This is a genomic window from Rubrivirga litoralis, from assembly GCF_031846415.1.
Classification (GTDB): domain Bacteria; phylum Bacteroidota; class Rhodothermia; order Rhodothermales; family Rubricoccaceae; genus Rubrivirga; species Rubrivirga litoralis.
Map to the genome: position 1 here is coordinate 65,304 of NZ_JAVRHT010000016.1, position 20,529 is coordinate 85,832.

Annotated in this window: 19 protein-coding genes, 1 tRNA gene and 1 pseudogene; 18 read left to right on the forward strand and 3 right to left on the reverse strand. The window is 76.9% G+C overall.

Translation table 11 applies throughout. The annotated features are described in order from the left end of the window. The first annotated feature begins 59 nt into the window (after positions 1 to 59). From RM540_RS08370 to RM540_RS08380, 3 genes are read left to right on the forward strand one after another with little or no spacing between them, the layout of a single operon-like run. On the forward strand, positions 60 to 1,721 hold the full coding sequence (locus RM540_RS08370) for a CCA tRNA nucleotidyltransferase (RefSeq protein ID WP_311663101.1): 1,662 nt from the start codon (positions 60 to 62) through the stop codon (positions 1,719 to 1,721). Then, positions 1,718 to 2,413 (forward strand): hypothetical protein, encoded by a 696-nt coding sequence (locus tag RM540_RS08375; RefSeq protein ID WP_311663102.1) that lies wholly within the window; start codon positions 1,718 to 1,720, stop codon positions 2,411 to 2,413. Before RM540_RS08370 ends, RM540_RS08375 begins: the two co-directional genes overlap by 4 nt. Next, entirely contained in the window at positions 2,389 to 4,269 is a 1,881-nt protein-coding gene (locus RM540_RS08380) for a hypothetical protein (protein WP_311663103.1), read from the forward strand. The genes RM540_RS08375 and RM540_RS08380 overlap by 25 nt, the downstream gene beginning before the upstream one ends. Positions 4,270 to 4,275: 6 nt before the next feature. Here the strand turns inward: RM540_RS08380 and RM540_RS08385 are convergent, their stop codons facing one another. Then, entirely contained in the window at positions 4,276 to 4,968 is a 693-nt protein-coding gene (locus RM540_RS08385) for a hypothetical protein (RefSeq protein ID WP_311663104.1), read from the reverse strand. 119 nt (positions 4,969 to 5,087) lie between these two features. Between RM540_RS08385 and RM540_RS08390 the strand changes: the two genes are divergently transcribed. After that, positions 5,088 to 5,171, forward strand: a tRNA-Leu gene (locus RM540_RS08390). Between the two features lie 219 nt (positions 5,172 to 5,390). On the opposite strand, the pseudogene RM540_RS16515 reads toward RM540_RS08390, so the two are convergent. Beyond that, positions 5,391 to 5,969: pseudogene (locus tag RM540_RS16515) on the reverse strand (sensor histidine kinase); the annotation flags it as partial. A 193-nt stretch (positions 5,970 to 6,162) separates the two neighbouring features. Between RM540_RS16515 and RM540_RS08400 the strand changes: the two are divergent. Together RM540_RS08400 and RM540_RS08405 are read left to right on the forward strand one after the other, a co-directional pair. Beyond that, complete coding sequence (locus RM540_RS08400) at positions 6,163 to 6,495, forward strand: hypothetical protein (RefSeq protein ID WP_311663106.1); 333 nt, start codon at positions 6,163 to 6,165, stop codon at positions 6,493 to 6,495. Between the two features lie 488 nt (positions 6,496 to 6,983). Continuing rightward, positions 6,984 to 8,630, forward strand: a complete 1,647-nt coding sequence (locus RM540_RS08405; protein WP_311663107.1) for an MFS transporter — start codon at positions 6,984 to 6,986, stop codon at positions 8,628 to 8,630. A 75-nt stretch (positions 8,631 to 8,705) separates the two neighbouring features. Here the strand turns inward: RM540_RS08405 and RM540_RS08410 are convergent, their stop codons facing one another. Next, positions 8,706 to 10,379: a glycosyltransferase gene (locus RM540_RS08410; RefSeq protein WP_311663108.1), complete on the reverse strand. Its 1,674-nt coding sequence runs from the start codon at positions 10,377 to 10,379 to the stop codon at positions 8,706 to 8,708. Positions 10,380 to 10,621: 242 nt separating this feature from the next. Between RM540_RS08410 and RM540_RS08415 the strand changes: the two genes are divergently transcribed. The 12 genes from RM540_RS08415 (at position 10,622) to RM540_RS08470 (ending at position 20,374) form a co-directional block, all read left to right on the forward strand. Next, positions 10,622 to 11,398: a nucleotidyltransferase family protein gene (locus tag RM540_RS08415; RefSeq protein ID WP_311663109.1), complete on the forward strand. Its 777-nt coding sequence runs from the start codon at positions 10,622 to 10,624 to the stop codon at positions 11,396 to 11,398. Positions 11,399 to 11,544: 146 nt separating this feature from the next. Next, complete coding sequence (locus RM540_RS08420; RefSeq protein ID WP_311663110.1) at positions 11,545 to 11,937, forward strand: rhodanese-like domain-containing protein; 393 nt, start codon at positions 11,545 to 11,547, stop codon at positions 11,935 to 11,937. 29 nt (positions 11,938 to 11,966) lie between these two features. Beyond that, entirely contained in the window at positions 11,967 to 12,338 is a 372-nt protein-coding gene (locus RM540_RS08425; RefSeq protein WP_311663111.1) for a DUF2237 family protein, read from the forward strand. A 199-nt stretch (positions 12,339 to 12,537) separates the two neighbouring features. Then, positions 12,538 to 13,251, forward strand: coding sequence for a flagellar hook-basal body protein (locus RM540_RS08430; RefSeq protein ID WP_311663112.1), 714 nt, complete (start codon positions 12,538 to 12,540; stop codon positions 13,249 to 13,251). Positions 13,252 to 13,288: 37 nt separating this feature from the next. Next, a complete protein-coding gene (flgG, locus tag RM540_RS08435; RefSeq protein ID WP_311663113.1) occupies positions 13,289 to 14,065 on the forward strand; it encodes a flagellar basal-body rod protein FlgG in 777 nt (258 codons plus the stop codon). 176 nt (positions 14,066 to 14,241) lie between these two features. Beyond that, positions 14,242 to 15,018 carry a flagellar basal body P-ring formation chaperone FlgA gene (flgA, locus tag RM540_RS08440; protein WP_311663114.1) on the forward strand — a complete coding sequence of 259 codons (777 nt, stop codon included), beginning with the start codon at positions 14,242 to 14,244 and terminating at the stop codon, positions 15,016 to 15,018. A 13-nt stretch (positions 15,019 to 15,031) separates the two neighbouring features. Further along, complete coding sequence (locus RM540_RS08445; protein ID WP_311663115.1) at positions 15,032 to 15,697, forward strand: flagellar basal body L-ring protein FlgH; 666 nt, start codon at positions 15,032 to 15,034, stop codon at positions 15,695 to 15,697. Positions 15,698 to 15,699: 2 nt separating this feature from the next. After that, a complete protein-coding gene (locus RM540_RS08450) occupies positions 15,700 to 16,854 on the forward strand; it encodes a flagellar basal body P-ring protein FlgI (protein ID WP_311663116.1) in 1,155 nt (384 codons plus the stop codon). Between the two features lie 180 nt (positions 16,855 to 17,034). Continuing rightward, positions 17,035 to 17,532, forward strand: a complete 498-nt coding sequence (locus RM540_RS08455) for a hypothetical protein (RefSeq protein WP_311663117.1) — start codon at positions 17,035 to 17,037, stop codon at positions 17,530 to 17,532. A gap of 45 nt (positions 17,533 to 17,577) precedes the next feature. Continuing rightward, positions 17,578 to 18,072, forward strand: coding sequence for a flagellar export chaperone FlgN (locus tag RM540_RS08460; RefSeq protein WP_311663118.1), 495 nt, complete (start codon positions 17,578 to 17,580; stop codon positions 18,070 to 18,072). Positions 18,073 to 18,074: 2 nt separating this feature from the next. Then, the gene (gene flgK, locus RM540_RS08465) at positions 18,075 to 19,445 is read left to right on the forward strand and encodes a flagellar hook-associated protein FlgK (protein WP_311663119.1); all 1,371 of its coding nucleotides are present in this window, start codon (positions 18,075 to 18,077) and stop codon (positions 19,443 to 19,445) included. A gap of 2 nt (positions 19,446 to 19,447) precedes the next feature. Next, positions 19,448 to 20,374: a flagellin N-terminal helical domain-containing protein gene (locus RM540_RS08470; RefSeq protein WP_311663120.1), complete on the forward strand. Its 927-nt coding sequence runs from the start codon at positions 19,448 to 19,450 to the stop codon at positions 20,372 to 20,374. Positions 20,375 to 20,529: the final 155 nt, after the last annotated feature.

Consider the following 20,529-nt stretch of genomic DNA (forward strand, 5'->3'; position numbering starts at 1 on the left):
TCCTCCATGCCGGCGTGCGAGCGCGCCGGCGATCTTCCCCCGAACCGCCCCGCCCTGCCGTGACCCGCCCCGCCCTCCCGTTCGAGCCCGTCCTCCGCCGCGTCGGCGCCGCGGCCGACCGGATCGGCGTCGAGGCGTACGCTGTGGGCGGGGCGGTCCGCGACGCGCTCTTGGGGCGCGCGACGACCGACCTCGACGTCGTCGCCGTGGGGCCGGGCGCCGGCGTGGCGCTCGCCGAGGCGACGGCCCGCGACGTGGGCGCCCGCGCGCCGGCCGTGTACCCGGCGTTCGGGACCGCCGCGGTCACGGTCCCCCGCCCCGCCCTCGAACGTTTCCTGGGCGGGGCGGAGGACGTTCCCGAGCGCCTGGTCATCGAGTTTGTCGGTGCGCGGCGCGAGAGCTACCGGGCCGATTCGCGCAAGCCGATCGTCGAGGACGGGACGCTCGCCGAGGACCTCGCGCGGCGCGACTTCACGGTCAACGCCCTCGCCTCGTCCCTCAACGGCGACCGGTTTGGGGAGGTGGTCGACCCGTTCGGTGGGCTGGGAGACCTGGAGGCCGGCCGCCTCAAGACGCCGCTGGACCCGGCGGAGACGTTCGCCGACGACCCGCTCCGCATGTTCCGCGCCGCCCGGTTCGCGTCGCAGCTAGGGTTCGAGGTCGTGCCCGAGGCCGTCTCCGCGATGGAGGCGCAGGCCGGGCGCGTCGAGATTCTGAGCCAGGAGCGGGTGACGGACGAGCTCTCCAAACTGCTCGCCTCGCCGTCGCCGTCGACCGGGCTCGGGCTCCTCTACCGGACCGGGCTGCTGGAGCGCGTGCTCCCCGAGCTCACCCGGCTCGCGGGCGTCGAGGAGGTCGGCGGCCGCGCGCACAAAGACAACTTCTGGCACACGCTCGAAGTCGTCGACAACCTCGTCCACCTCCAGCGGGCCGTCGGCGTGGGCGAGCGGGCCGACGGCTACGACCTATGGCTCCGGTGGGCCGCGCTCCTCCACGACGTGGGCAAGTACGTGACCAAGCGCTACGAGCGCGGGGCGGGGTGGACGTTCCACGGGCACGAGGACGTCGGCCCGCGCGAGATCATCCCGGCCGTGTTCCGGCGCCTCAAGCTCCCGCTCGGCGACCCGCTCGACTTTGTGCAGACCGTCGTCCGCCTCCACCACCGGCCGGCCGCGCTCGTCGACGAGGACGTGACCGACTCGGCCGTCCGCCGCCTGCTCATGGACGCCGGCGACGACGTCGACGACCTCATGCTCCTCGTCCGCGCCGACGTGACGAGCAAGAACGCCCGCCGCGTGCGCCGCTACCTCGCCGGGTTCGACCGCGTCGAGCGCCGGTTCGCCGAGGTCGAGGAGCGGGACCGGATGCGGAACTGGCAGCCGCCGGTCGACGGCGACGAGATGCAGGAGCGGCTGGGGCTGGGCGAGGGCGTGGCCGTGGGGATGCTGAAGGCGTGGGTGCGCGAGGCCGTCCTCGACGGCGAGGTCCCCAACGAGCACGACGCGGCGTGGGCCTACGTGCTCGCGCGGAAGGACGAGGCCGTCCGCCGCGGCGCCCTGTTCGACGATGCCCTCCGCACGCTGTCCGGCCCCGAGCGCGCGGCGACGGGCGCCGTCAAGGAGGCCCTGTTCTGGGACGACCTGCCGGCCGACGACGACGCGGCGCGCGCGCACGTCGCCGCCATCAAGGCCGCGGCCCTCGCCGCGCGGCGGGCCGGGTGACGCCGCCCCGCCCCGCCCGTCGGCCGCCGCACGCGCAGAGCGGGGCGGCCGGCGCGCTGGCAACCTCGCCCCGCGCCGCCCACGGTCGGCGGCGCGCGCGCAGGCGGGGCGGGGCGGCGCTGGCCCTCGTCCTCCTCCCCGCCCTCGCGCTCCCCGCTCTCGCGGCCGCGCAGGGCGGGGCGGACGACTGGGCTATGGTCGAGCCGGCCCTCGGCGTGGCGTCCCCGCTCGCGGGCGGGTTCGGGCCGGAGTGGGCGGCCCGCCCGGGCGCCGCCGCCCGCCTAGAGGCGCCGGCGTACGGGGGCCGCGCGCGCCTCGCGCTCCGCGTGGCGGGCTACGAGGCCGCCCGGCCTGACCTCCCCGCGTTTTCCGCCGTCACCGCGCTCGCCGGGTGGGGACCGTCCGTAGCGCTCGGGGCCGGCGTCCGGGGCGGGGCGGGGCTCCAGGTCGGCGCCGTGCGGTACGCGTTCGACGACGGCGGCGAGTTCGGCGGGTTCTTGCAGAACGAGACCGAGGCCGCGTGGGGCGCGTGGCTCCGCCTCGACGCGCCGCTCGCCGGCCGGCTCCGCGTGTGGGCCGAGGCCGAAGCGCTCCGCGTCGCGCTCGCGGACCCGGCAACGGTCGCGACGGCCTCGGCCGGGCTCGCCCTCCGGCTCGACGCGCCGGCGTGGCTCCGCGCCGTCCTCCGGTGACGGCGCTGGCCGCGCTCCTCGTGGCGCTCGCCCTGGCCGCCCCGCCCCGCGCGGCCGCCCTGCTCGCCCCGCCCGGTATGCCGTGTCCCGGCGGCCGCGTCCTCACGCGCGCCGACCTGGAGGCGGGTGGGGCGCGCCACCTCCGCGACGTCCTGCGGCTGGCCGGCCTCGACGCCGTCACGGTCGACGGCTACGACGTCGAGCCCGTCGTCGCGTGGGGACTCCCGTCGGCGGCGCGGCTCCGCGTGCTCGTCGACGGCGCGCCGGCGGCGGCGGCAACGTCGCTCGAACCGGCCGGCTTCGAGGCGCTCCCGGTTGCGCTCGGCGAGGTCGCCCGGGTCGTCGTGTGCCCCGGGCCGGGCGTCGCGGGCGGGGCGTGGGGCGGGCCGTGGATCGACGTCGAGACCGCCCCGCCCGCGCGCCACGCCTACGGCGCCGTCGACTACGGGAACGAGACGGGCGACCCGGGGCCGGACCGCTACCTCGACCGCTCGCTCCCCAACGTGGACCATTGGGGGCCGGACGCCGAGGGCGCGCTCGTCGCGCCGTGGCGGAGCGCCGGGGGCGGGGCGGCGTGGGCCGTGCTCCGCGAGCACCGCCTCCTGCCGACCGACACGGCGATCGCGCCGCGCGTGTTCGCGGCCGTCGCGCCGGACCGCTACCCGTCGCGCGTGCTGAGGACGGCGGCCGCCGCGCTCGACGCGGGCGGCGTGCGCGTCCGCGCCGGGGGGCGCTGGGGCGATGACCTCCCGCACCTAGCCGAGCTCGGCCGCGAAATGCCGACCTCGCGGCGCTCGGTGCAGGCGTCGGTGTCGGCCGCGCGCGGCGCCGGTCCGGTCGCGCTCCGCGGGCACGTCGCGGCCGCCCGGTTCTCGCTCGACCGGCCGGCGTGGGGCCGCCTCCCCGCCCCGCTCGGGTGGACCGAGACGCGCCTCGACGCGGCGGTCTCGGCCCGGGCGGGGCGGCTCGCGGCGGGCGTCCAGGCCGAGCACACGGCGGCGAGCGGGCCGGGCCTGACCGACGGCGCGGTCGGCGCCGGGCGCGCGTGGGCGCAGGTCGGCCGCCCCGCCCGGCGGCTCACGGTCCAGGCCTCGGTCTCAGAAAGCGCCCTGAGTGTGGGCGGGGCGGCCGAGGTGGCGCGGCGCGTGGGGCCAGCCCAGCTCCGCCTCACGCTGGCCGTCGACCGGACGCCGCCGCGCCCGGGGCCGGCGCTGTGGGCGCGGCGCGGCTACGCCGGCCTCGACGTGCCCGGCCGCCCCGCCCTAGACGCCGGCCCGCCCCGCCCGACATCGCTCGCGCTCGCGCGCCTGGGCGCCGTGGTCGAGCGGGGCGGCGCGCGCGTTGAGGCGTCGGTCGAGGCGCAGGGCGCGCGCGGTCCGATCCTCCGCCCCGCCCTCGTGCCGGGGGGCGTGGCGGTCGGCGGCGCGTTCCGGTCGGTCGAGGCCGAGGGCGTCACCATCGTCGCGCGCGCCGCGGCGTCGGGCGGGGCGGGGTGGCTGGCGCTCCGGGCCTCAGCGACCGCCCGCGGCGCGCTCGTGGGCGACGACGCCTTCGCGCTCGCGTGGCGCCGGCTCCCCGCCGTCCGCGGGCGCGTCGAGGCGACGGTCCGCCCGGACGAGCGGCTGTCGCTCCACGCCGCGCTCTCGGCCTGGAGCGGCGCGGCGTGGACGGGCTACCCCGAGCCCGACGTGCCCAGCGCCGTCGTCCTCAACCTCGCGCTCGGCAAGCGGGCCTGGGGCGACCGCCTCCGCTTCGCGGTCACGGCCCGCAACGCGCTCGACGCGCGCGAGCGGACTCACCCGCTCGGGGCCGTCCTCGCCCCCCGCCTGTTCGCCCGCGCCGAGGTGAGGCTGTAGGCGCGTCTACAGCAGGCGCCCGACGCGGAACGTCACGACCGGCGTCCAGAACGTCTTCCGGGACGGGCTCTCGACGCGCGCCGGGTCGGCTTCGAGCAGGTCGACGGGCGTGGGGAAGTGCGCGGCCTGGAAGCCGACGCGGACGGTCTGCGTCGTCCCGCCCCGCCCGAAGTGGGCGCCCACAGCGATCGTCGCGCCCACGCCGAAGCGGGCGTCGCCCCGCCCCAGCCCGCCCGTGGCCCCGAGCACGGGCTCGCCCTCGTCGCGGACGCCGTCGCCGTCGACGTCGTCGAAGTACGGCCACTGGTACGCGAGCGTCGGCCCGGCGGCGAGCGACACGTACGGGCGGAAGTTGTCCTCGATCTGCTCGCGGAACAGCCGGCGCTCCAGGCCCAGGTGGAGCGGGACGAGGGCGACGTAGTTCCGCTTGAACGGCGTCACGGTGTCGCCGAAGAAGCCGACGAAAAAGCGCTGCTCGCGCTCGTCGCGCCCCGCCCCGACCGAGAGCTCGGCGACGGCCGAGAGGTCGCGGCTGAGCCCGAGGCGGACCGCCCCGCCCCCGCCGAGCCCGTACTCGGACAGCTCCAGGGCGACGGCCGCGCTCGACGTGTACCGCGCCGCGGCCGTGTCGCGCCGGGCGCCCTGGGCGGACGCCGCGGACGCGGCCAGGCAGAGGGCGCAGAGCGGGACGAGGCGCATGGGCGGGGCGGAGCGCGGCCGCCGCGGAGGCGCTCCGCGGCCGTCCGTAGATACGGCCGGAACGGCGCGCCCGTGCCCGGGCGGGGCGGCCCCGCCGAGGCGCCGTAGATTGACCCCGCGCCCGGATGGCGGAATCGGTAGACGCAGCAGACTCAAAATCTGCCGGCCTTCGGGTCTTGTGGGTTCGAGTCCCACTCCGGGTACTCGGGCGGGGCGGCCGCCTCGGTCGGGGCCAGCGCCTCGGGCGGGGCGGCTGCCCCGGTCCGCCGGCGGTCGCCGCCCGCTCGCCTGTCGCTTCCGACCCGCCGGTCGCCTCTGCCCCGGCGGTCGACGCCCGCACGGCGTTCGACGCCGGCCCCCTCGGCTGTCGGGAGGCGGACCGTGACCGTCGTCCCCACGTCCTGCTGGCTCTCGACCTCGACCGCCCCGCCCATGAGGGCCACGAGGCGGTCGGCGATCGAGAGGCCCACGCCGGTCCCCTCGTGCGTCCGGCTGTGGCCCTGCGACGCCTGCGCGAACGGCTCGCGGGCGCGGGCCACGAACGCGGCGTCCATCCCGATGCCGGTGTCCGTCACGCGGACGCAGGCGCCATCCGCCCCGCCCCCGACGTCGACCGTCACCCCGCCCCGCTCGGTAAACCGGACGGCGTTGTCGAGGACCGCCGAGAGCGCGCGGCGGAGCGCGTCGCTGTTCGCCGCCGCCGCCGGCATCGACGGGTCGGCCCGGACGGTCAGCGAGAGGCCGCGGTCGGCGGCGGCGGCGGCGAACGCCGCGGCGACCTCGCCGGCCTCGCGGCCCACGTCGACGGGCGCCGTGTCGAGGTGGCCCGCCCCGCCCTCGATCCACGCCAGGTCCAGCATGCTGTTGAGCGTGGCTGAAAGGCGCCGGGCGCCGCGGTCGATGAGGAGCAGGAGGTCCCGCTGGTCGTCGCCGACCTCGTCGGCCAGCACCTCGGTGCCGCCCAGGATGGCCGTGAGCGGCGTGCGGACCTCGTGGCTCATGTTCTCGAGGAGCGAGTCCTTGGCCCGGTTGGCCGCCTCGGCCCGCGCCTGCGCCCGCGTCCGGGCCTCGAGCTCGACGTGGAGGGACGCGTTCGCCTCGCTGAGCTGGTCCGAGAGGCTGCGGAGGTGGCCCACGAGGGGCCGCTCGTAGGCGGCCACGAGCGCGATCACGAACAGGGCCGCGCTCACAAAGTTGAGCGTCCAGTGGAAGGCCACGTCGGCGGGCGCGAGCGGGCTCGGCGGGACGGCCCCCGACAAGGTCCCCACGCTGAGCACGATGCCGATGCCGGCCGACGCGACGCCGGTCCGCCACCCCAGCTTCGCCCCGCCCAGGAAGAACGCCGCGAGCGGGAGCACGACGAGCCACACCATGGCCCCCGACCGCGTCCCCCCGTCGAACAGGGCCACGACCGTGACCGACGCCGCGGTAAATGCGATAAAGCTGGGCGCGAGCCAGCGGAGCCCGAACCGGCGGAGCCCGAACGGCAACCCCACATTGACGGTCATCATCCCCAGCAGGGCATAGGCGGCCGCGTGGCTGGTCCCCTCGACGTGGTGGACGATGTGGAGGGTGGCAAAAAGGGCCGAGTTTCCCCCAATCAGAAGGCAGAGCGCGACGCAGAGCCGCTGGCGGAGGCGGAGGAGGTAGTCCGTCTTCTCGTCCTCAGCGGGCAGGAAGCAGTCGACGACGCCGAGGGCGGTCGACGCCAGGGAGCGGGCGGCAGGTCGTGGAGGAGCGGACAACTCGGGGCTAGAGAGATGGGCGAGTGCGGAGTATCACCGCTCCTGGCGCTGGATTAAATCGGCCTCGCCTTCGGCACCGGCTGGTCGCCCTGCGAAACGCCGCCGTGTGCGGCCGTTAGAGCGGGCCACGCTGCGAGAGCCGAGGCGTTCCCTGAACGCGGGCACCCGCCCCGCCCCGGTGCCGCCCCCGGTGCCCCGTATCCTCCACACGCCGCGGCTGTCGCGGTCCGCCCCACACGGCCCTGCCCGCACCGAGGGACCGCCCCGCCCATGCCCGCCACCGACCAAGCCCCCTGCCACGAGGCCGCCGTCCGCGCCGCGCCGTCGTCTGGGGGCGGGGCGGGCGAGGGCGGGGCGGCGGGGCTCGACGACGCCGGCCGGCGGTGGGTGCTGGCGGCGGCGGTCGGGGGCAGCTCGCTCGCGTTCATCGTCGGGTCGGTCGTCAACGTGGCGCTGCCGGCGCTCCAGCGCGACCTGGGCGCGAGCGTGGCTGAGGTCCAGTGGGTCCTCAACGCCTACCTCCTGCTGCTGGGCTCGCTGCTCCTCGTGGGCGGGGCGGTGGGCGACCGCGTGGGCCGCCGGCGGACGTTCCTCGCGGGCGTGGCCGTGTTCGGCGCGGCGACCGCCGCGTGCGGGCTGGCCCCGACAGTCGGGTGGCTCGTCGCGGCCCGGGCCGTCCAGGGGCTCGGCGCGGCGCTCCTCGTGCCGACCTCGCTCGCGCTCGTCTCGGCGGCCTTCCCCGAAGGCGAGGCGCGCGGCCGGGCCATCGGGACGTGGGCCGGGTTCTCGGCGCTCACGACCGCGCTCGGGCCGGTCCTGGGCGGCTGGCTGGTGGACGCATTCTCGTGGCGGTGGGTGTTTTTCGTCATCGTGCCGCTCGCGGCCGCCACGTTCGCGCTCGGCGTGTGGAGGGTGCCGGAGAGCAAGCCGTCGGGCGAGGAGGGCGCGCTCGACTGGCCGGGCGGGGCGCTCGCAGCCCTCGGGTTCGGGGCCGCCGTCTGGGGCCTGGTCGCCGCCGGCGAGCGCGGCTGGGCCGACGCCGCCGTGTGGGCGGGGCTCGCGGGCGGGGCGGCGCTGCTGGCCGCGTTCGTGTGGTGGGAGAGTCGGGCCGCCGCCCCGCTCGTCCCGCTCGGCCTGTTCCGCTCGGCCGCGTTCAGCGGGGCGAACGCGATGACGCTGCTCCTGTACTTCGGCCTCAACGGCGTCCTCTTTTTCCTCCCGTTCAACCTGATCCAGGTCCAGGGCTACTCGGCGACGGCGGCCGGCGCGGCGTTCCTCCCGTTCTCGCTTACGATGGGGCTCCTGTCGCGGCGTGCGGGCGGATTGGCGGAGCGGTGGGGCGCGCGCCGCGTGATCGTCGGGGGCGCCTTCGTGGCGGCGGTCGGGATGGCGCTGCTCGCCGTGCCCGGCGCGCGGGGCGGTCCGCTCGGGGGCTCGTACTGGGCCACGTTCTTCCCGCCCATGCTGGTCCTCGGGCTGGGCATGACGCTGGCCGTCGCCCCGCTCACGGCCGTCGTCATGAACGCGGCCGACGACGCACACGGCGGGGCGGCGTCGGGCGTCAACAACGCGGCGGCCCGCATCGCGGCGCTCCTGGCGATCGCCGTGCTGGGCGTCGTCGCGCTGGGCGTGTTCGGCGGCGCCCTCGACGAACGCCTGGCGGACGCCCCGCCCGGGGTCACCGAGGCCACGGCCCCGTTCCGCGAGGACTTGACGGGCGCCCAGTTCCCGGACGGCCTGGGCGGGGCGGAGCGCGCTCAGCTCGAAGCCGTCGTGGGCGGGGCGTTCGTGGTCGCCTTCCGCTGGGTGGCCGGGATTGCGGCGGCGGCGGCGGCGCTCAGCGCGCTCGTCGCGGCGCTCACCATCCCGGCCGCCCCGCCCGAAGTCGACCGGGACGAGATGCCGGACGACGACTGACCGCCCCGCCCGAGCAACCGGAGCGGCGGCATCCGGGCGGGGTGGTGGACGGGCGGGGAGGACAATTGGCCCGGTCTACGCGGGCGGGGCGGCGTCCGCCACCGCGTGCAGGGCGTCGGCGAGGCGCTCCGAGATGGCGCGCCAGTCGAACCGGGCCTCGGCCTCGCGGCGGAGGTCGGCGGCGTAGGCGCCGGGCGCGTCGAGCGCGGCCGTCAGCCGGTCGGCGAGGTCGGAGACGCGGTGCTCTGCGTCGGGGCGCGTCAGGAGGAGCGGGCGGGCGGGCTCGGGCAGGCCCGCGGCGAGCGCGCGGAGGCTGTCGCCCATGCCGCCCACGTCGGGGCCGACCGGGAGCACGCCGGCCGCGGCCGACTCGGGGACGACCAGCGGGCTCGCCTCGCGGACGACCGACGGGAACGCGCCGGCGTCGGCGAGGCCGTAGAGCGGGCCGAGCGCGTCGTGGTCGAGGAAGCCGGTGAACACGACGTGCTCCGGCGTGAGCGTCCGCGCGGCCGTCGCGACGTAGTCCGCCACCCCGCCCTCGGCGTCGAGCGCGTCGAGGAAGGCCTGCCCGGCGAAGAACGGCTCGGCGTCGAGCCCGCCGCCGCCCTCCAGCGCCCCGCCCAGGCGCACGAGCTGGCGCACGAGCGCCTCGTCGCCTTGGGAGAGCGCCCAGACGAGCGCCTCCAGCCCCTCGCGGAGCCCGCCCGTCCCGGCGACGATGGCCCGGACGTCGGGGTGCGCCTCGGCCACGAGCGGGAGGGCCAGCACGAGGTCCGCCGGCCCCTTCGCCGCGATCAGGCGGCCGACGTAGACGACGGTCCGGGCGGCGTCCCAGTCGACGGCCCGGAGCCCGGCCTCGACGTCGGCGTCGGGCGCCGAGCGTGGGTAGTCGAACTCCAGCGCCGCCAGCACGTCGGCGTCGGACGGGTCGGCGCCGAGCGCCGCCAGCCGCCCGTGCAGGTCGGCCGTCGCGCGGGCGGGGCGGCCCCGCTCGACGCCCGCGACCACGCCGGCGATCCGCTCGACGGTCGCCGCGCGGTCGGCCCGGTCGACGAGTTCGAAGACGGACGTGTCGGTCCCCACCGGCATCCGCGCGAGCTTGTTCTCGACGCCCTCGACCGACCCGAACACGTCGCGGATGCGGCCCTCCATCTCGCCGTTGAGCGCGAACACGGCCGCCGCCCCGCCCAGGGCCTCCTCGGCGAGCCGCCGCGAACGGTCCTCCCGCTTGACCACGTACTCGATGGCGCTCCCGTGCGGGAGCACGGCGTACGGCGCCCCGCCCCGCCCGCGCGCGCGGTGCGCCGCCGGTGCCATCAGGACCGTGTGGTTGACGACCCAGGCGGCCACGCCCGCCTCACGGGCCACGCGCTCCAGCACAGCCGCGTTGCGCGCGAGGTAGCCCTCGACGGCCGCGTCGTCCAGGTCGGGGATGTAGACGACGTAGTCCGAGGGCGTGCTGGGGCGGACGTAGGTGGGCAGCACGGCGAGGGCGGGGCGGTGGACCGTGACGGCGCCCGGGTAGTCGGTCTCGCGCTCGAACAGGATCTCGGGGTGGCCGTCAGCGCCGTAGGCGACGGCCTTCGAGACGAAGTCGTACCGCTCCGGCCGGCTCTCCTGGCACACGGCGTGGACGGCGTGCCCGCCCTGCGCGAGCGCCCGCAGGACGGCCCGCGTCCACAGGTTCGAGCCGGCGCCGGCGAGGCCGTAGCCGTGGACGACGCCGAGCGGGGCGGGGGAATCGGGCATGGACGGGCGGGTGCGTCTTGTGCTGAGAACTTGTCGGGTACACCTCCCTCCCCCACCGGGGGAGGGCCGGGGAGGGGGACGGACGTGGGCTGAGGGCGGGGCGGCCAACCCAGGCACCCCGCCCGACTCTCCTCCGCTGAGGAAGAGGCTCTGGGTCCGCTACTCGGCACCCTCTGAACCGCCCCGCCCCACGCCGGTTCTGCTCCCGCCCCTTCCGCTCCCATCCCCCACATCCCCTCCGCATGGACGCCATGATCCTCGCGGCCGGGCTCGGCACCCGGCTCCGCCCGCTCACGAACCACACGCCGAAGGCGCTCGTCGAGGTCGACGGCGTGCCCATGCTCGAACGGGTCGCGCGGCGGCTGCTCGCGGCCGGGGCCGACCGGCTCCTCGTCAACGTATCCTACCTGGCCGACCAGGTCGAGGCCTACGTCGACGCCGCCGACTGGCGGACAGCCGAGGGCGGGGCGGTCGAGGTGGTCGTGAGCGACGAGCCGGACGGGCCGCTCGAGACGGGCGGGGGGATCAAGAAGGCCGCCGCCTTTTTCCGCCGCGACGCCCCGTTCCTCGTCCACAACGCTGACATCCTGACCGACGTCGACCTCCGGGCGCTCTGGGAGGCGCAGCGCGACGCCGACGACGGCCGCCTCGCCACGCTCGCCACGGCGCCGGCGCGGACCGACCGGGCGCTCCTGTTCGACGACGCCGGCCTCGCCGGCTACACGCTCGACGGCGGCGAACCGAGCCTCGTCCGCGAGGGGAACGGCGCGGGGCGGCTCGTCGACTTCTGCGGCGTCCAGGCGTGCGCACCGGCGCTCCTCGACGTCATCGAGGCCGAGCCCGCGGACACGTTCTCGGTCATGGACACCTACCTCCGCCAGGCGAAGCGCGGCCGGCGCGTGGCCGCGTTCGACGGCGCGGGCGGGGCGGGCGGGGCGGCCCACCGCTTTCTCGACGTGGGCACGGCCGAGCGGCTGGAGCAGGCCCACGCCGTCGTCGCCGCCGGCGACTTCGCCTAGAGCAACGTGCAGGGAGGTACAGGGTACTCGGTACGAGGTACGCGCGCGCTGAGGTCAGATCGAGCCGTACCTCGTACCCACCCGAAGGGGGCGCCAGCGAGACTCCAACCCGCCCCGCCCGCCCCGCCCTCGCGTCCTCCCCGCCCATGAGTCACAGCCCCCGCTTTGTCGCCCTCGTCGACCGCGCCCGCGCCGACGTCACCGAGACCAGCATCGCGGCCGTGCGCGAGCGCGTCGAGCGGGGCGGCGACGTCGTCCTCGTCGACGTCCGCGAGGCGGACGAGTGGACGGGCGGCCACCTCCCGGGTGCCCGCCACGTCTCGCGCGGCGTGCTGGAGCGCGACATCGAGGAGACGTTCCCCGACCTCGACGCGCCCCTCGTCCTGTACTGCGGCGGCGGCTACCGCTCGGCGCTCGCGGCCCGGTCGCTCGGCGAGATGGGCTACACGAACGTCCAGTCGATGGACGGCGGCTGGCGCGCGTGGACCGAGGCCGGCTACCCGACCGAAGGCGGACCCACCGAGACCCACACGCCGTAGCCCCGGGCGGCCGCCCCGCCCCCACACCCATGCAAGTCGTCCCTACGCAAAACGTCCTCGGCGGCCCGCTCCAGACGTGCGGCCGCGACCCGCTGACCGGGTTCTACCGCGACGGGTGCTGCGAGACCGGCCCCGACGACGTGGGCACGCACGTGGTCTGCGCCGTGATGACGGCCGCGTTCCTCGCGTTCACGGCCTCACGCGGCAACGACCTCTCGACGCCCCGCCCGGCGTTTCGCTTTCCGGGGCTCGCGCCGGGCGACCGCTGGTGCCTCTGCGTGAGCCGGTGGAAAGAGGCGCTCGCCGCCGGCGTCGCCCCGCCCGTCGTGCTGGAGGCGACGCACCAGAAGGCGCTGGACGTCGTCTCGCTGGACGACCTCCAGGCGCACGCCGCCGCCTGACGGTGGCCGCCCCGCCCTCGCGGCGCGGGCGGGGCGGGGCGGGGCGGGGCGGGGCGGGGCGGGGCGGGGCGGGGCCGGCAGGTTGTGCCGCGCCCGGGCCGGAAAACCGTGCCGCCGAGCGGGGCGAATGGGCGCTCAGAGGGCGGGCGGGCGCGTGGCAGCGGGTTTGACAGGGACGGGGCAGCCCCCCCGCTGTCCCATGCTCCTCCGCCTCCGCAACGCGGCCACCTCGATGGCCGACATCGTCCACCGCCAGGACCGAACGGCTAACAACCTCGCCAACGCCAACACGCTCGGGTACCGGCGCGACCGCTCGTTTACGGAAGTGCTCCGGAGCGAGATCGACGCCGAGGGCTCGCCCCAGAGCGACCGCCGGACCGTCGGCCAGGCCGACCTCGTGGCCGGCGCCCTCGACCCGACGGGCAACCCGCTCGACGTCGCCCTCGGCGGCGAGGGCTTTTTCGTCGTCGACGGCCCCGACGGGGCGCCGCGCTACACGCGGGCGGGGCGGTTCCTGACCGACGCCGACGGCACGCTCCGCACGGCGAACGGGGCCGCGGTCCGCGGCACGAACGGGCCGATCCGGCTCCCGTCCGGCGGCCCCATCCTCATCACCGAGGGCGGGGAGGTGACGGTCGGCGGCCAACGGGTCGGGACGCTCCAGGTGGTCACGTTCGAGGACGCCGGCACGCTCCGCCGCCTCGACGACACCTCGTTCACGTCGGCCGCCCCGCCCGTGGCCGTCGCCGCGCCCGTCGTGCGGCAGGGGTTCGTCGAGGGCTCGAACGTGGACCCCATCCGCGAGATGGCCGACATGATCGCCCACGTCCGGCTCTACGAGGCCCAGCAGAAGACGGTCCAGACGACGGACGCCATCCTCGGCCAGGTCGCCCGCGACCTCGGCTCGTTCTAACCCGGGCGGGCCCGCCCCGCCCCCACTCCCTCCCCCCATGCTCCGTGCCCTCCGCACCGCCGCGCTCGGGATGAGCGCCCAGCAGACGTCCGTCGACAACACGGCGAACAACCTGGCCAACGCCAACACGACCGGGTTCAAGCGCGCGACCGTCGTCTTTCAGGACCTCCTCTACCAGTCCGTCCAGCGCGGCGGCGAGGGCGACCAGCGGCCGGCTGCCATGCAGCTCGGGAGCGGCTCGGCGATCGTCGCCACGCAGCGGACGTTCCTCCAGGGGAGCCTCATGCAGACCGGGAACTCGCTCGACCTCGCGGTCAACGGCGAGGGCTTCCTCCAGGCCCGGCGCCCGGACGGCTCCGTCGTCTACACGCGCGACGGCGCGTTCACGCTCGACGCCGACGGCCGGATCGTGACGCAGTCCGGGCTCGCGCTCGAACCCGACCTGGAGGTGCCGCCGGAGACGCAGGAGATCCAGATCAGCTCGGACGGCGTCGTCCGCGTCCGCCTCCAGAACGAGCCCGACGCGCTCGAAATCGGCCGCATCGAGGTGGCCCAGTTCTCGAACCCGGCCGGCCTCCGCTCCATCGGGGCCAACCTCTACGAGCAGACCGAGGCCAGCGGCGAGCCCCAGATCGGGCCGCCGGCCGAGGGCGGGGCGGGGCTCCTCCAGCAGGGGTTCCTCGAGACCTCGAACGTCGACGTGGTCCAGGAGATGGTCGACCTCATCACGGCCCAGCGGGCGTATGAGATGAACTCGAAGATGATCACGACGAGCGAGGAGATGCTCCAGATCGCCAACAGCATGAAGCGGTAGTGAGCGGTCTTGGGTCCCCTGCTGACCGTCTGTCGCCCGCCGGGCCTCGGCGGGCGGGGCGGCCGCATGCGTCCTGTCCTTCCGAGAGGCTGTCCGAGATTCTCCCCCCCCCACCGGGGGAGGGTCGGGGAGGGGGACGGACGTCGAGCGGGCGGGGCGGCCGCCCCGGATCTCCCTTGGCTGCGAGCCCAAACGCCTACCGGCCAGCGCAGCCGCAGAGAACGACGACCGCCCCGCCCCGCCCTGCCCTCGCCGCCGCGTTCCGCGTGGCCGCCGCCGTCGTGCTCGCCGCGCTCGCCAGCGCGCCCGGCGCGTCGGCCCAGGCCGCGCCCGAGGCCCGCGTCCAGGCCGCCGCCGAGGCCCTGCTCGCCGAGCGGTTCCCCGAGGCCGCCCCGCGCCTCGCGCCCCGCGTGCTCCGCCTCGCCGCCGACGTCCCCCCCGGCGTGCCCGTCCGCCTCGCGCTCGCCGAGGCCCGCGGCGTCCCGCGCGGCCACACCCGCGCCGACGTCGTGACCGACGCGGGGCGGGCGGGGTGGGCGCTCCTCTACGTGGCCCACTTCGACTCGGTCGCCGTCGCGCGCCGCGCGCTCTCGCGCGGCGACACGCTGGGGCCGGGCGCCGTCGAGGCGGCGTGGATCGAGACCACGCGGTTCCACGGCGACCCCGTGGCGCCGGCCGCGCTCCGGGGCGGGGCGGCCCCGACCGCGCGGCGCTCCGTCCGCGCCGGCGAGGCGTTGCGCCAGAGCGCGCTCGCGTGGCCGACCGCCGTCGGCACCGGCGACGCCGTCCGCGTCCGCTACCGGCGGGGCGGGCTCCTACTCACCGTCGACGCGACGGCCCGCGAGACGGGCGCCGTCGGCAAGGCCGTCCGCGTCCACTCGCGGTCCACGGGCGCCACCTACCGGGTCCGCGTGACGGCCCCGGGCCGCGCCGACTGGATCGAAACCCTCTGACCCCCCCGCTGCCATGCCCGCCCCGCCCCGCCCCGCCCTCACTTGGGAGTCCGCCCCGCCCCGACTCGTCGCGGTGCTCGTGGCGCTCGTCGTTCTCGCCGCGTTTGCCCCGGCGACCGCCGCGCAGTCGCTGTTCGCCGACGTCGTCGCGCGGCGGCCGGGCGACGTGATCACGGTCGTGCTCGCCGAGCGGACCCAGGCCCAGCGTCGGAGCACCTCCGACGAGCAGGCGCAGGCCGGGCTCGGCGGGAGCGCGTCGGTCGGCGGCAGCCTCGCCGGTCAGTTTGGGGCCGACACCCAGTACTTCTCGGACGCCGCCGCCCGGAGCGGCTCGGCCCAGAGCGACCTCTTGAGCGGGACGGTCTCGGTCGTCGTGACCGGCGTGGACGACGCGGGCAACCTCGTCGTCGAGGGCGAGCGGAAGATGAACGTGAACGGGTCGGGCCACCGGCTCCGCGTGGCCGGGCTCGTCCGCCCCGACGACGTCCGGGCGGGGAACGTGGTGTTCTCGTACCAGATCGCGAACGCCGAGGTCGACTACCGCCAGGACGGGCTCCGCAACCGCTTTTTCAAGCCCAGCTTTTTCGCCAAGGCGGCCGCCATCGTGCTCGTCGTGGCCGCCGTCGTGTTCGGGGCGAGCCAGATCGGCGGCGACGTCGCCGCCGAGGTCGCCCCGTGACCATGCGCTTTCTCCTCCTCCTCCTCGCCGTCGCGCTCGCCGCCCCGCCCGCCGGGGCGCAACCCACCGGAACGCAACCCGCCGGGCAACCGACGGCCGCCCCGCCCGCGCCGGCGGCGGCCTCGGCCCGGCTCAAGGACCTCGTTGTTCTCGAAGGCGCCGCGCCGGTCCAGCTCGTCGGGTACGGCCTCATCGTCGGGCTCGACCGGACCGGCGACCGCGCGCGCGGGCGGTCCAGCGCGCCGTACACCGTCCAGAGCATCGCCAACATGCTCCGCCGGTTCGGGACCACGGTCGACCCGCTCCGGCTGGGCGCCCGGAACGCGGCGGCCGTCATGGTCACGGCCACGCTGGACCCGTTCAGCGGGCCGGGCGGACGGCTCGACGTGACCGTCTCGGCCATCGGCGACGCCACGTCGCTCTCGGGCGGGACGCTCATCCAGACGCCGCTCCTGGACCCGCTCACGAACCTCCCGCGCGTCGTGGCGCAGGGGGCCGTCTCGACCGGGACGCTGCTGGCCTCGGCGGCCGGGTCGAGCGCGCGGACCGGCCCGACGAACACGGGCCGCGTGCCGGGCGGCGGCCTCGTGGTCGAGGCCGTCTCGCCGACCCTCGACGGCACGACGGCCGGGCTCATCCTCCGCACGCCCGACTTCACGAACGCCGCGCGCGTGGCCGAGGCCGTCAACGCCCGCTTCCCCGCCGCCGCCGAGGCCGTCCACGCCGGGCTCGTGCGCGTGGCCGTCCCCGAGGGCGGGGTGGTCGCGCTCATGGCCTCACTCGAATCCCTCCAGATCGCCGTCGACGTGCCGGCCCGCGTCGTCGTCAACGAGCGGACGGGGACGATCGTGGCCGGCGGCGACGTCCGCATCAGCGAGGCCATGATCACCTACGGGAGCCTCGTGATCTCGACCCAGGTCGACCCCGTCGTCTCGCAGCCCGGCCCGTTCTCGGACGGACAGACCGTGGCGGCGGCCGTGGGCGGGGTGGCCATCGACGAGGCCCAGGCCCGGAGCGTCCTGCTCCCGCCCAACGCCGACGTCGGCGAGCTGGCCGCCGCGCTCGACGCGCTCGGCATGACGGCCCGCGACGTGATCGCCGTGTTCCAGGCGCTCTCCCGCGCCGGCGCCCTCCAGGGCGAGCTGGTGATCCTGTGAGCCGGTGGGTCAGTGGGTCGGTGCGGGTCCGTAGGTCAGGACGCCCCGCCCGGTCTCGCTGCGTGATGCGTGACCCGTGATCCTCCTCGGGCGCCCTCCCGCATCCCTCGTCACGCATCGTCCGCCCCGCCCGCCACCCGCTGACCCACTGACTCACGGACCTACTGACCCACTGCGCCCATGACCCTCTCCACCCCGCCCGGAGCCGCTCCGCTCTCCCCCACCCCGCCCGGCACGCCCCGGAAGCCCGGCACGCCCGAGGAGGCGGCCGAGCAGTTCGAGGCCGTCCTCGTGCGCCAGTTTGTGGCGGCCATGACCGACGGCCTGTTCAAGAACGCGTCCGGCGGCGCGGGCGCGACCCAGGCCGACGCCCAGCGCGACGCCATGACGACGGCGCTGACCGACCAGCTCGTCGAGAGCGGGTCGCTCCGGTTCCGCGACCTCCTCCTCCGCCAGTGGGGCAAGGACGGGGGCGGGGCGGCCGGCGCCGAGGGCGGGGCGGCGGCGGGCGCCGAGGCCACGGGCGGGGCGACCGAGACGGGTCCGGCTCCGCCCCGCTCCGGGCGCGCGCAGCCGGCGCACGTCGAGCCGCCCCGCCCCGTGCAGGCGTCGGGCGACGCCCACTTCGACCTGCTCCGCCGGGCCGCCGCGCTCGGAAAATCCAGCGGCCGCCTTTAACCCGGCCGTCTTCCAGCCGACAACATGATGGACGCCCCCCCGCCCATGACCGACCCGCTCCTCGCCACGCTCGCCGACGAGGCCAAGACCCTCGGCCACCTCGCCGCCTGCGCCGACCGCCAGCTCGCGGCGCTCCGCACGGGCGCGCTCGACCCCTTCGACGCCGCGGGCGCCGAGACGGCCGAGGCCGTCGCCGCGCTCGACCGGGCGGGGCGGCTCCGGCTCCGCCAGCACGCCGACCTCGCGCGGGCGCTCGGGGCCGACGAGGACGCCCCGCTCGCCGAGCTCGCCGCACGGCTCCCGGCCGCCGAGGCGCGACGCGTCGAGGCCGCCCGCGAGCGCGTCCGCACGGCGGCCGGGGCCGCCGACGCCCGGTGCGACGCGCTCGCGTTCTCGCTCCACTACGCCGTCGACCTGGGCCGCGAGACGCTCTCGGCGTGGCGCGACCTGGGCGCCGAGCGGCCGGCCCACGTCTACACCGCGGCCGGCGCCGCGGCGCCGGCGGCCGGCGGCCGCCCGCTCCTCAACCAGACCGGCTAGCCATGAGCATCAACGGACTCTTCCAGACCAGCCGGCGCTCGCTCCGCGTCCTCGAAGGCGCCATCCAGACGGCCGGCCAGAACATCGCCAACGCCGGCACGCCGGGGTACTCGCGCCAGCGGGTCGCGCTCCGGGCCGACAGCGTGGTCGCCTACGGGGTCCACTCGGGCGTGCGGCCGGGGACGTTTACGGGCGCCGGCGTCTCGGTCCAGGGCTACGAGCGGCTCCGCGACGGGCTCCTCGACCGCGCCGCCCGCGACGCGCACTCCGACTTGGGCGCGGCCGACCAGGAGGTCCGCACGGGGAGCGCGCTCGAAGGCGTCTTCGCCGTCGGCACGCAGGGCAGCTTGACCGAGTCGGTTGCCGCCTTCTGGGACTCGTGGACCGACGCCGCGAACGCCCCCACCGACCGGAGCGCCCGCGGCGTGGTCCTCGACCGGGCCGACGCGCTTGCCGGCGTCTTCCGGCGCCACGACGAGGGCCTCACCCGGCTCGCCGACGAGACGCGCGGCGCCCTCGCCGACGGGGTCGACGGGTTCAACGCGATTACCGAGCGGCTGGCGGGGCTCAACGAGCAGATCGCGAACGCCCGCGCGGCTGGCGCCCCCGACCTGGGCGCCGAGGACGAGCGCGACCAGGCCGTCACGGAGTTGGCCTCGCTCGCCCCGCTCGGCGTCGCGGCCGAGACCGACGGGACCTACACCATCACGGTCCAGGGCATGACCGTGGTCCAGGGCGCCGAGACGACGACGGTCGAGCACGTCGGGCCACCGGCCGAGCCCGATGACGCCGTCCGTTTTGCCGGCACCGACGTGGCGTTCCGGCCCGGGGCCGAGGGCGGCGGCGCGCTCGGCGGCTGGCTCCGCACGCTGGGGCAGGCGGTGCCCGAGACGCGGGCCGGCCTGGACGCGCTCGCCGCCCAGATCACGACGGACGTGAACACGGCCCACGCGGCGGGCTACGGCCGCGACGACGTGACCGGCCGCGACTTTTTCGAGCCGACCGGCACCACGGCCGCGACGTTCGCCCGCTCGGCGGCGCTCACCGACCCCGACCACGTCGCGCTCGCGGGCGGGGCGGGCGACCGCGGCGACGCCTCGGTCGCGCTCGCCCTCGCCGACCTCCGGCCCGGCGTCGAGCGCGACGCGGCGGCGATTGCGGGCGGGGCGGGGCGGCGGCTCCAGGGCGCGTCGGCGCGGGCCGACGCGGCGTCGGCGCTCACGGGCCACTACGAGGGCCTCGCGGCCGGCGTCTCCGGCGTCTCGCTCGACGAGGAGATGACCCACCTCATCGAGTACCAGCAGGCCTACGCCGCCTCGGCCCGCGTGCTCACGACGGCCCGCGACATGTTCGACACCCTCCTCGCCCTCTAGCCATGTCGTCGATCTCGCCCCGCCCCCTCGCCGTCTCGCTCGAACGCGGCCTCGCCGCACGGACGCCGGACCGCGCCGTCCGCGCGCTCCAGGGCCGGCTGGCCGAGCTCCAGGAGCAGGCCACGACCGGCCTCCGCGTCAACCGGCCGTCGGACGACCCGACGTCGTTCGAGCGCGCCCGCTACTTCGAGGCCCAGAGCGGCCGGATCGACGGGCACCTCCAGACGGTCGGAGCCTCCCGCCTCTGGGTCGACGAGACGGGCGCGGCCCTCTCCGACCTCGCCGACTACGCGGCGACGGCCCAGACGCTCGGCGTCCAGGGCCGCAACGACGCGCTCGGCGCCGACGAGCGCGAGGCGCTCGCCCAACGCGTCGAGAGCCTGCTCGCCCAGTCCGTCGACCGGCTCAACGCCGAGGTCGACGGCGAGTCCCTGTTCGCCGGCAACCGGACCGATCAGCGGCCCTTCAACGCCGACGGGACGCCGGCCTCCGGCACGCTCGCCGACTACGGCGGCGCCCGCGTCCGCCGCGTCGGCCCGACCATCGACCTCGCGCTCAACGTGACCGGTGAGCGCGTCCAGACGCTCCCCGACGGGACCGCCCCCACCGACGCGCTCCGCGCCCTCGCCGACGCGCTCCGTGCCAACGACGGCGCGGCCATCGAGACGGCGCTCGGCGGCGTGACCGAGGCCCGCGACCACTTTATCGAGCTCGAGTCCGAGAGCGGGGAGGTGTCGGCCCGGTTGAGCGAGGCCGAGGCCCAGCTGTCTGGCGCCGACGTCCGCGCCCAGGCCCGGCGCTCCGAGCTCGAAGACGCCGACCTGTTCGAGGTCGCCTCCGGCCTCCAGACCACGCAGGGCCACCTCGAAGCCGCGTTGCGGACCGTCGCGTCGGTCCGCCAGCGGTCGCTCCTGGACTACCTCCGTTGATCCCCCCGCCCATGTCCGCCGCCCCGCCCGTGCCCGCCCCGCCCGCGCTCGCCGCCCCGCCCGAGGCCTCGTCCCCGAGCGCTCTCGACCTCCGCTGCCCGCTCCTCCCGCAGACGCTGGCCGAGGCCGCCCAGATGCTGGCCGAGTCCGACCAC

What these genes read in the sequence shown, in the direction of transcription:
- RM540_RS08405 (WP_311663107.1), top strand. Translation starts at nt 6,984, where the DNA reads ATGCCCGCCACCGACCAAGCCCCCTGCCACGAGGCCGCCGTCCGCGCC.
- RM540_RS08420 (WP_311663110.1), top strand. Translation starts at nt 11,545, where the DNA reads ATGAGTCACAGCCCCCGCTTTGTCGCCCTCGTCGACCGCGCCCGCGCC.
- RM540_RS08430 (WP_311663112.1), top strand. Translation starts at nt 12,538, where the DNA reads ATGCTCCTCCGCCTCCGCAACGCGGCCACCTCGATGGCCGACATCGTC.
- RM540_RS08425 (WP_311663111.1), top strand. Translation starts at nt 11,967, where the DNA reads ATGCAAGTCGTCCCTACGCAAAACGTCCTCGGCGGCCCGCTCCAGACG.
- flgK (WP_311663119.1), top strand. Translation starts at nt 18,075, where the DNA reads ATGAGCATCAACGGACTCTTCCAGACCAGCCGGCGCTCGCTCCGCGTC.
- RM540_RS08460 (WP_311663118.1), top strand. Translation starts at nt 17,578, where the DNA reads ATGACCGACCCGCTCCTCGCCACGCTCGCCGACGAGGCCAAGACCCTC.
- RM540_RS08445 (WP_311663115.1), top strand. Translation starts at nt 15,032, where the DNA reads ATGCCCGCCCCGCCCCGCCCCGCCCTCACTTGGGAGTCCGCCCCGCCC.
- RM540_RS08385 (WP_311663104.1), bottom strand. Translation starts at nt 4,968, where the DNA reads ATGCGCCTCGTCCCGCTCTGCGCCCTCTGCCTGGCCGCGTCCGCGGCG.
- RM540_RS08450 (WP_311663116.1), top strand. Translation starts at nt 15,700, where the DNA reads ATGCGCTTTCTCCTCCTCCTCCTCGCCGTCGCGCTCGCCGCCCCGCCC.
- RM540_RS08470 (WP_311663120.1), top strand. Translation starts at nt 19,448, where the DNA reads ATGTCGTCGATCTCGCCCCGCCCCCTCGCCGTCTCGCTCGAACGCGGC.
- RM540_RS08415 (WP_311663109.1), top strand. Translation starts at nt 10,622, where the DNA reads ATGGACGCCATGATCCTCGCGGCCGGGCTCGGCACCCGGCTCCGCCCG.
- RM540_RS08410 (WP_311663108.1), bottom strand. Translation starts at nt 10,379, where the DNA reads ATGCCCGATTCCCCCGCCCCGCTCGGCGTCGTCCACGGCTACGGCCTC.
- RM540_RS08455 (WP_311663117.1), top strand. Translation starts at nt 17,035, where the DNA reads ATGACCCTCTCCACCCCGCCCGGAGCCGCTCCGCTCTCCCCCACCCCG.
- flgG (WP_311663113.1), top strand. Translation starts at nt 13,289, where the DNA reads ATGCTCCGTGCCCTCCGCACCGCCGCGCTCGGGATGAGCGCCCAGCAG.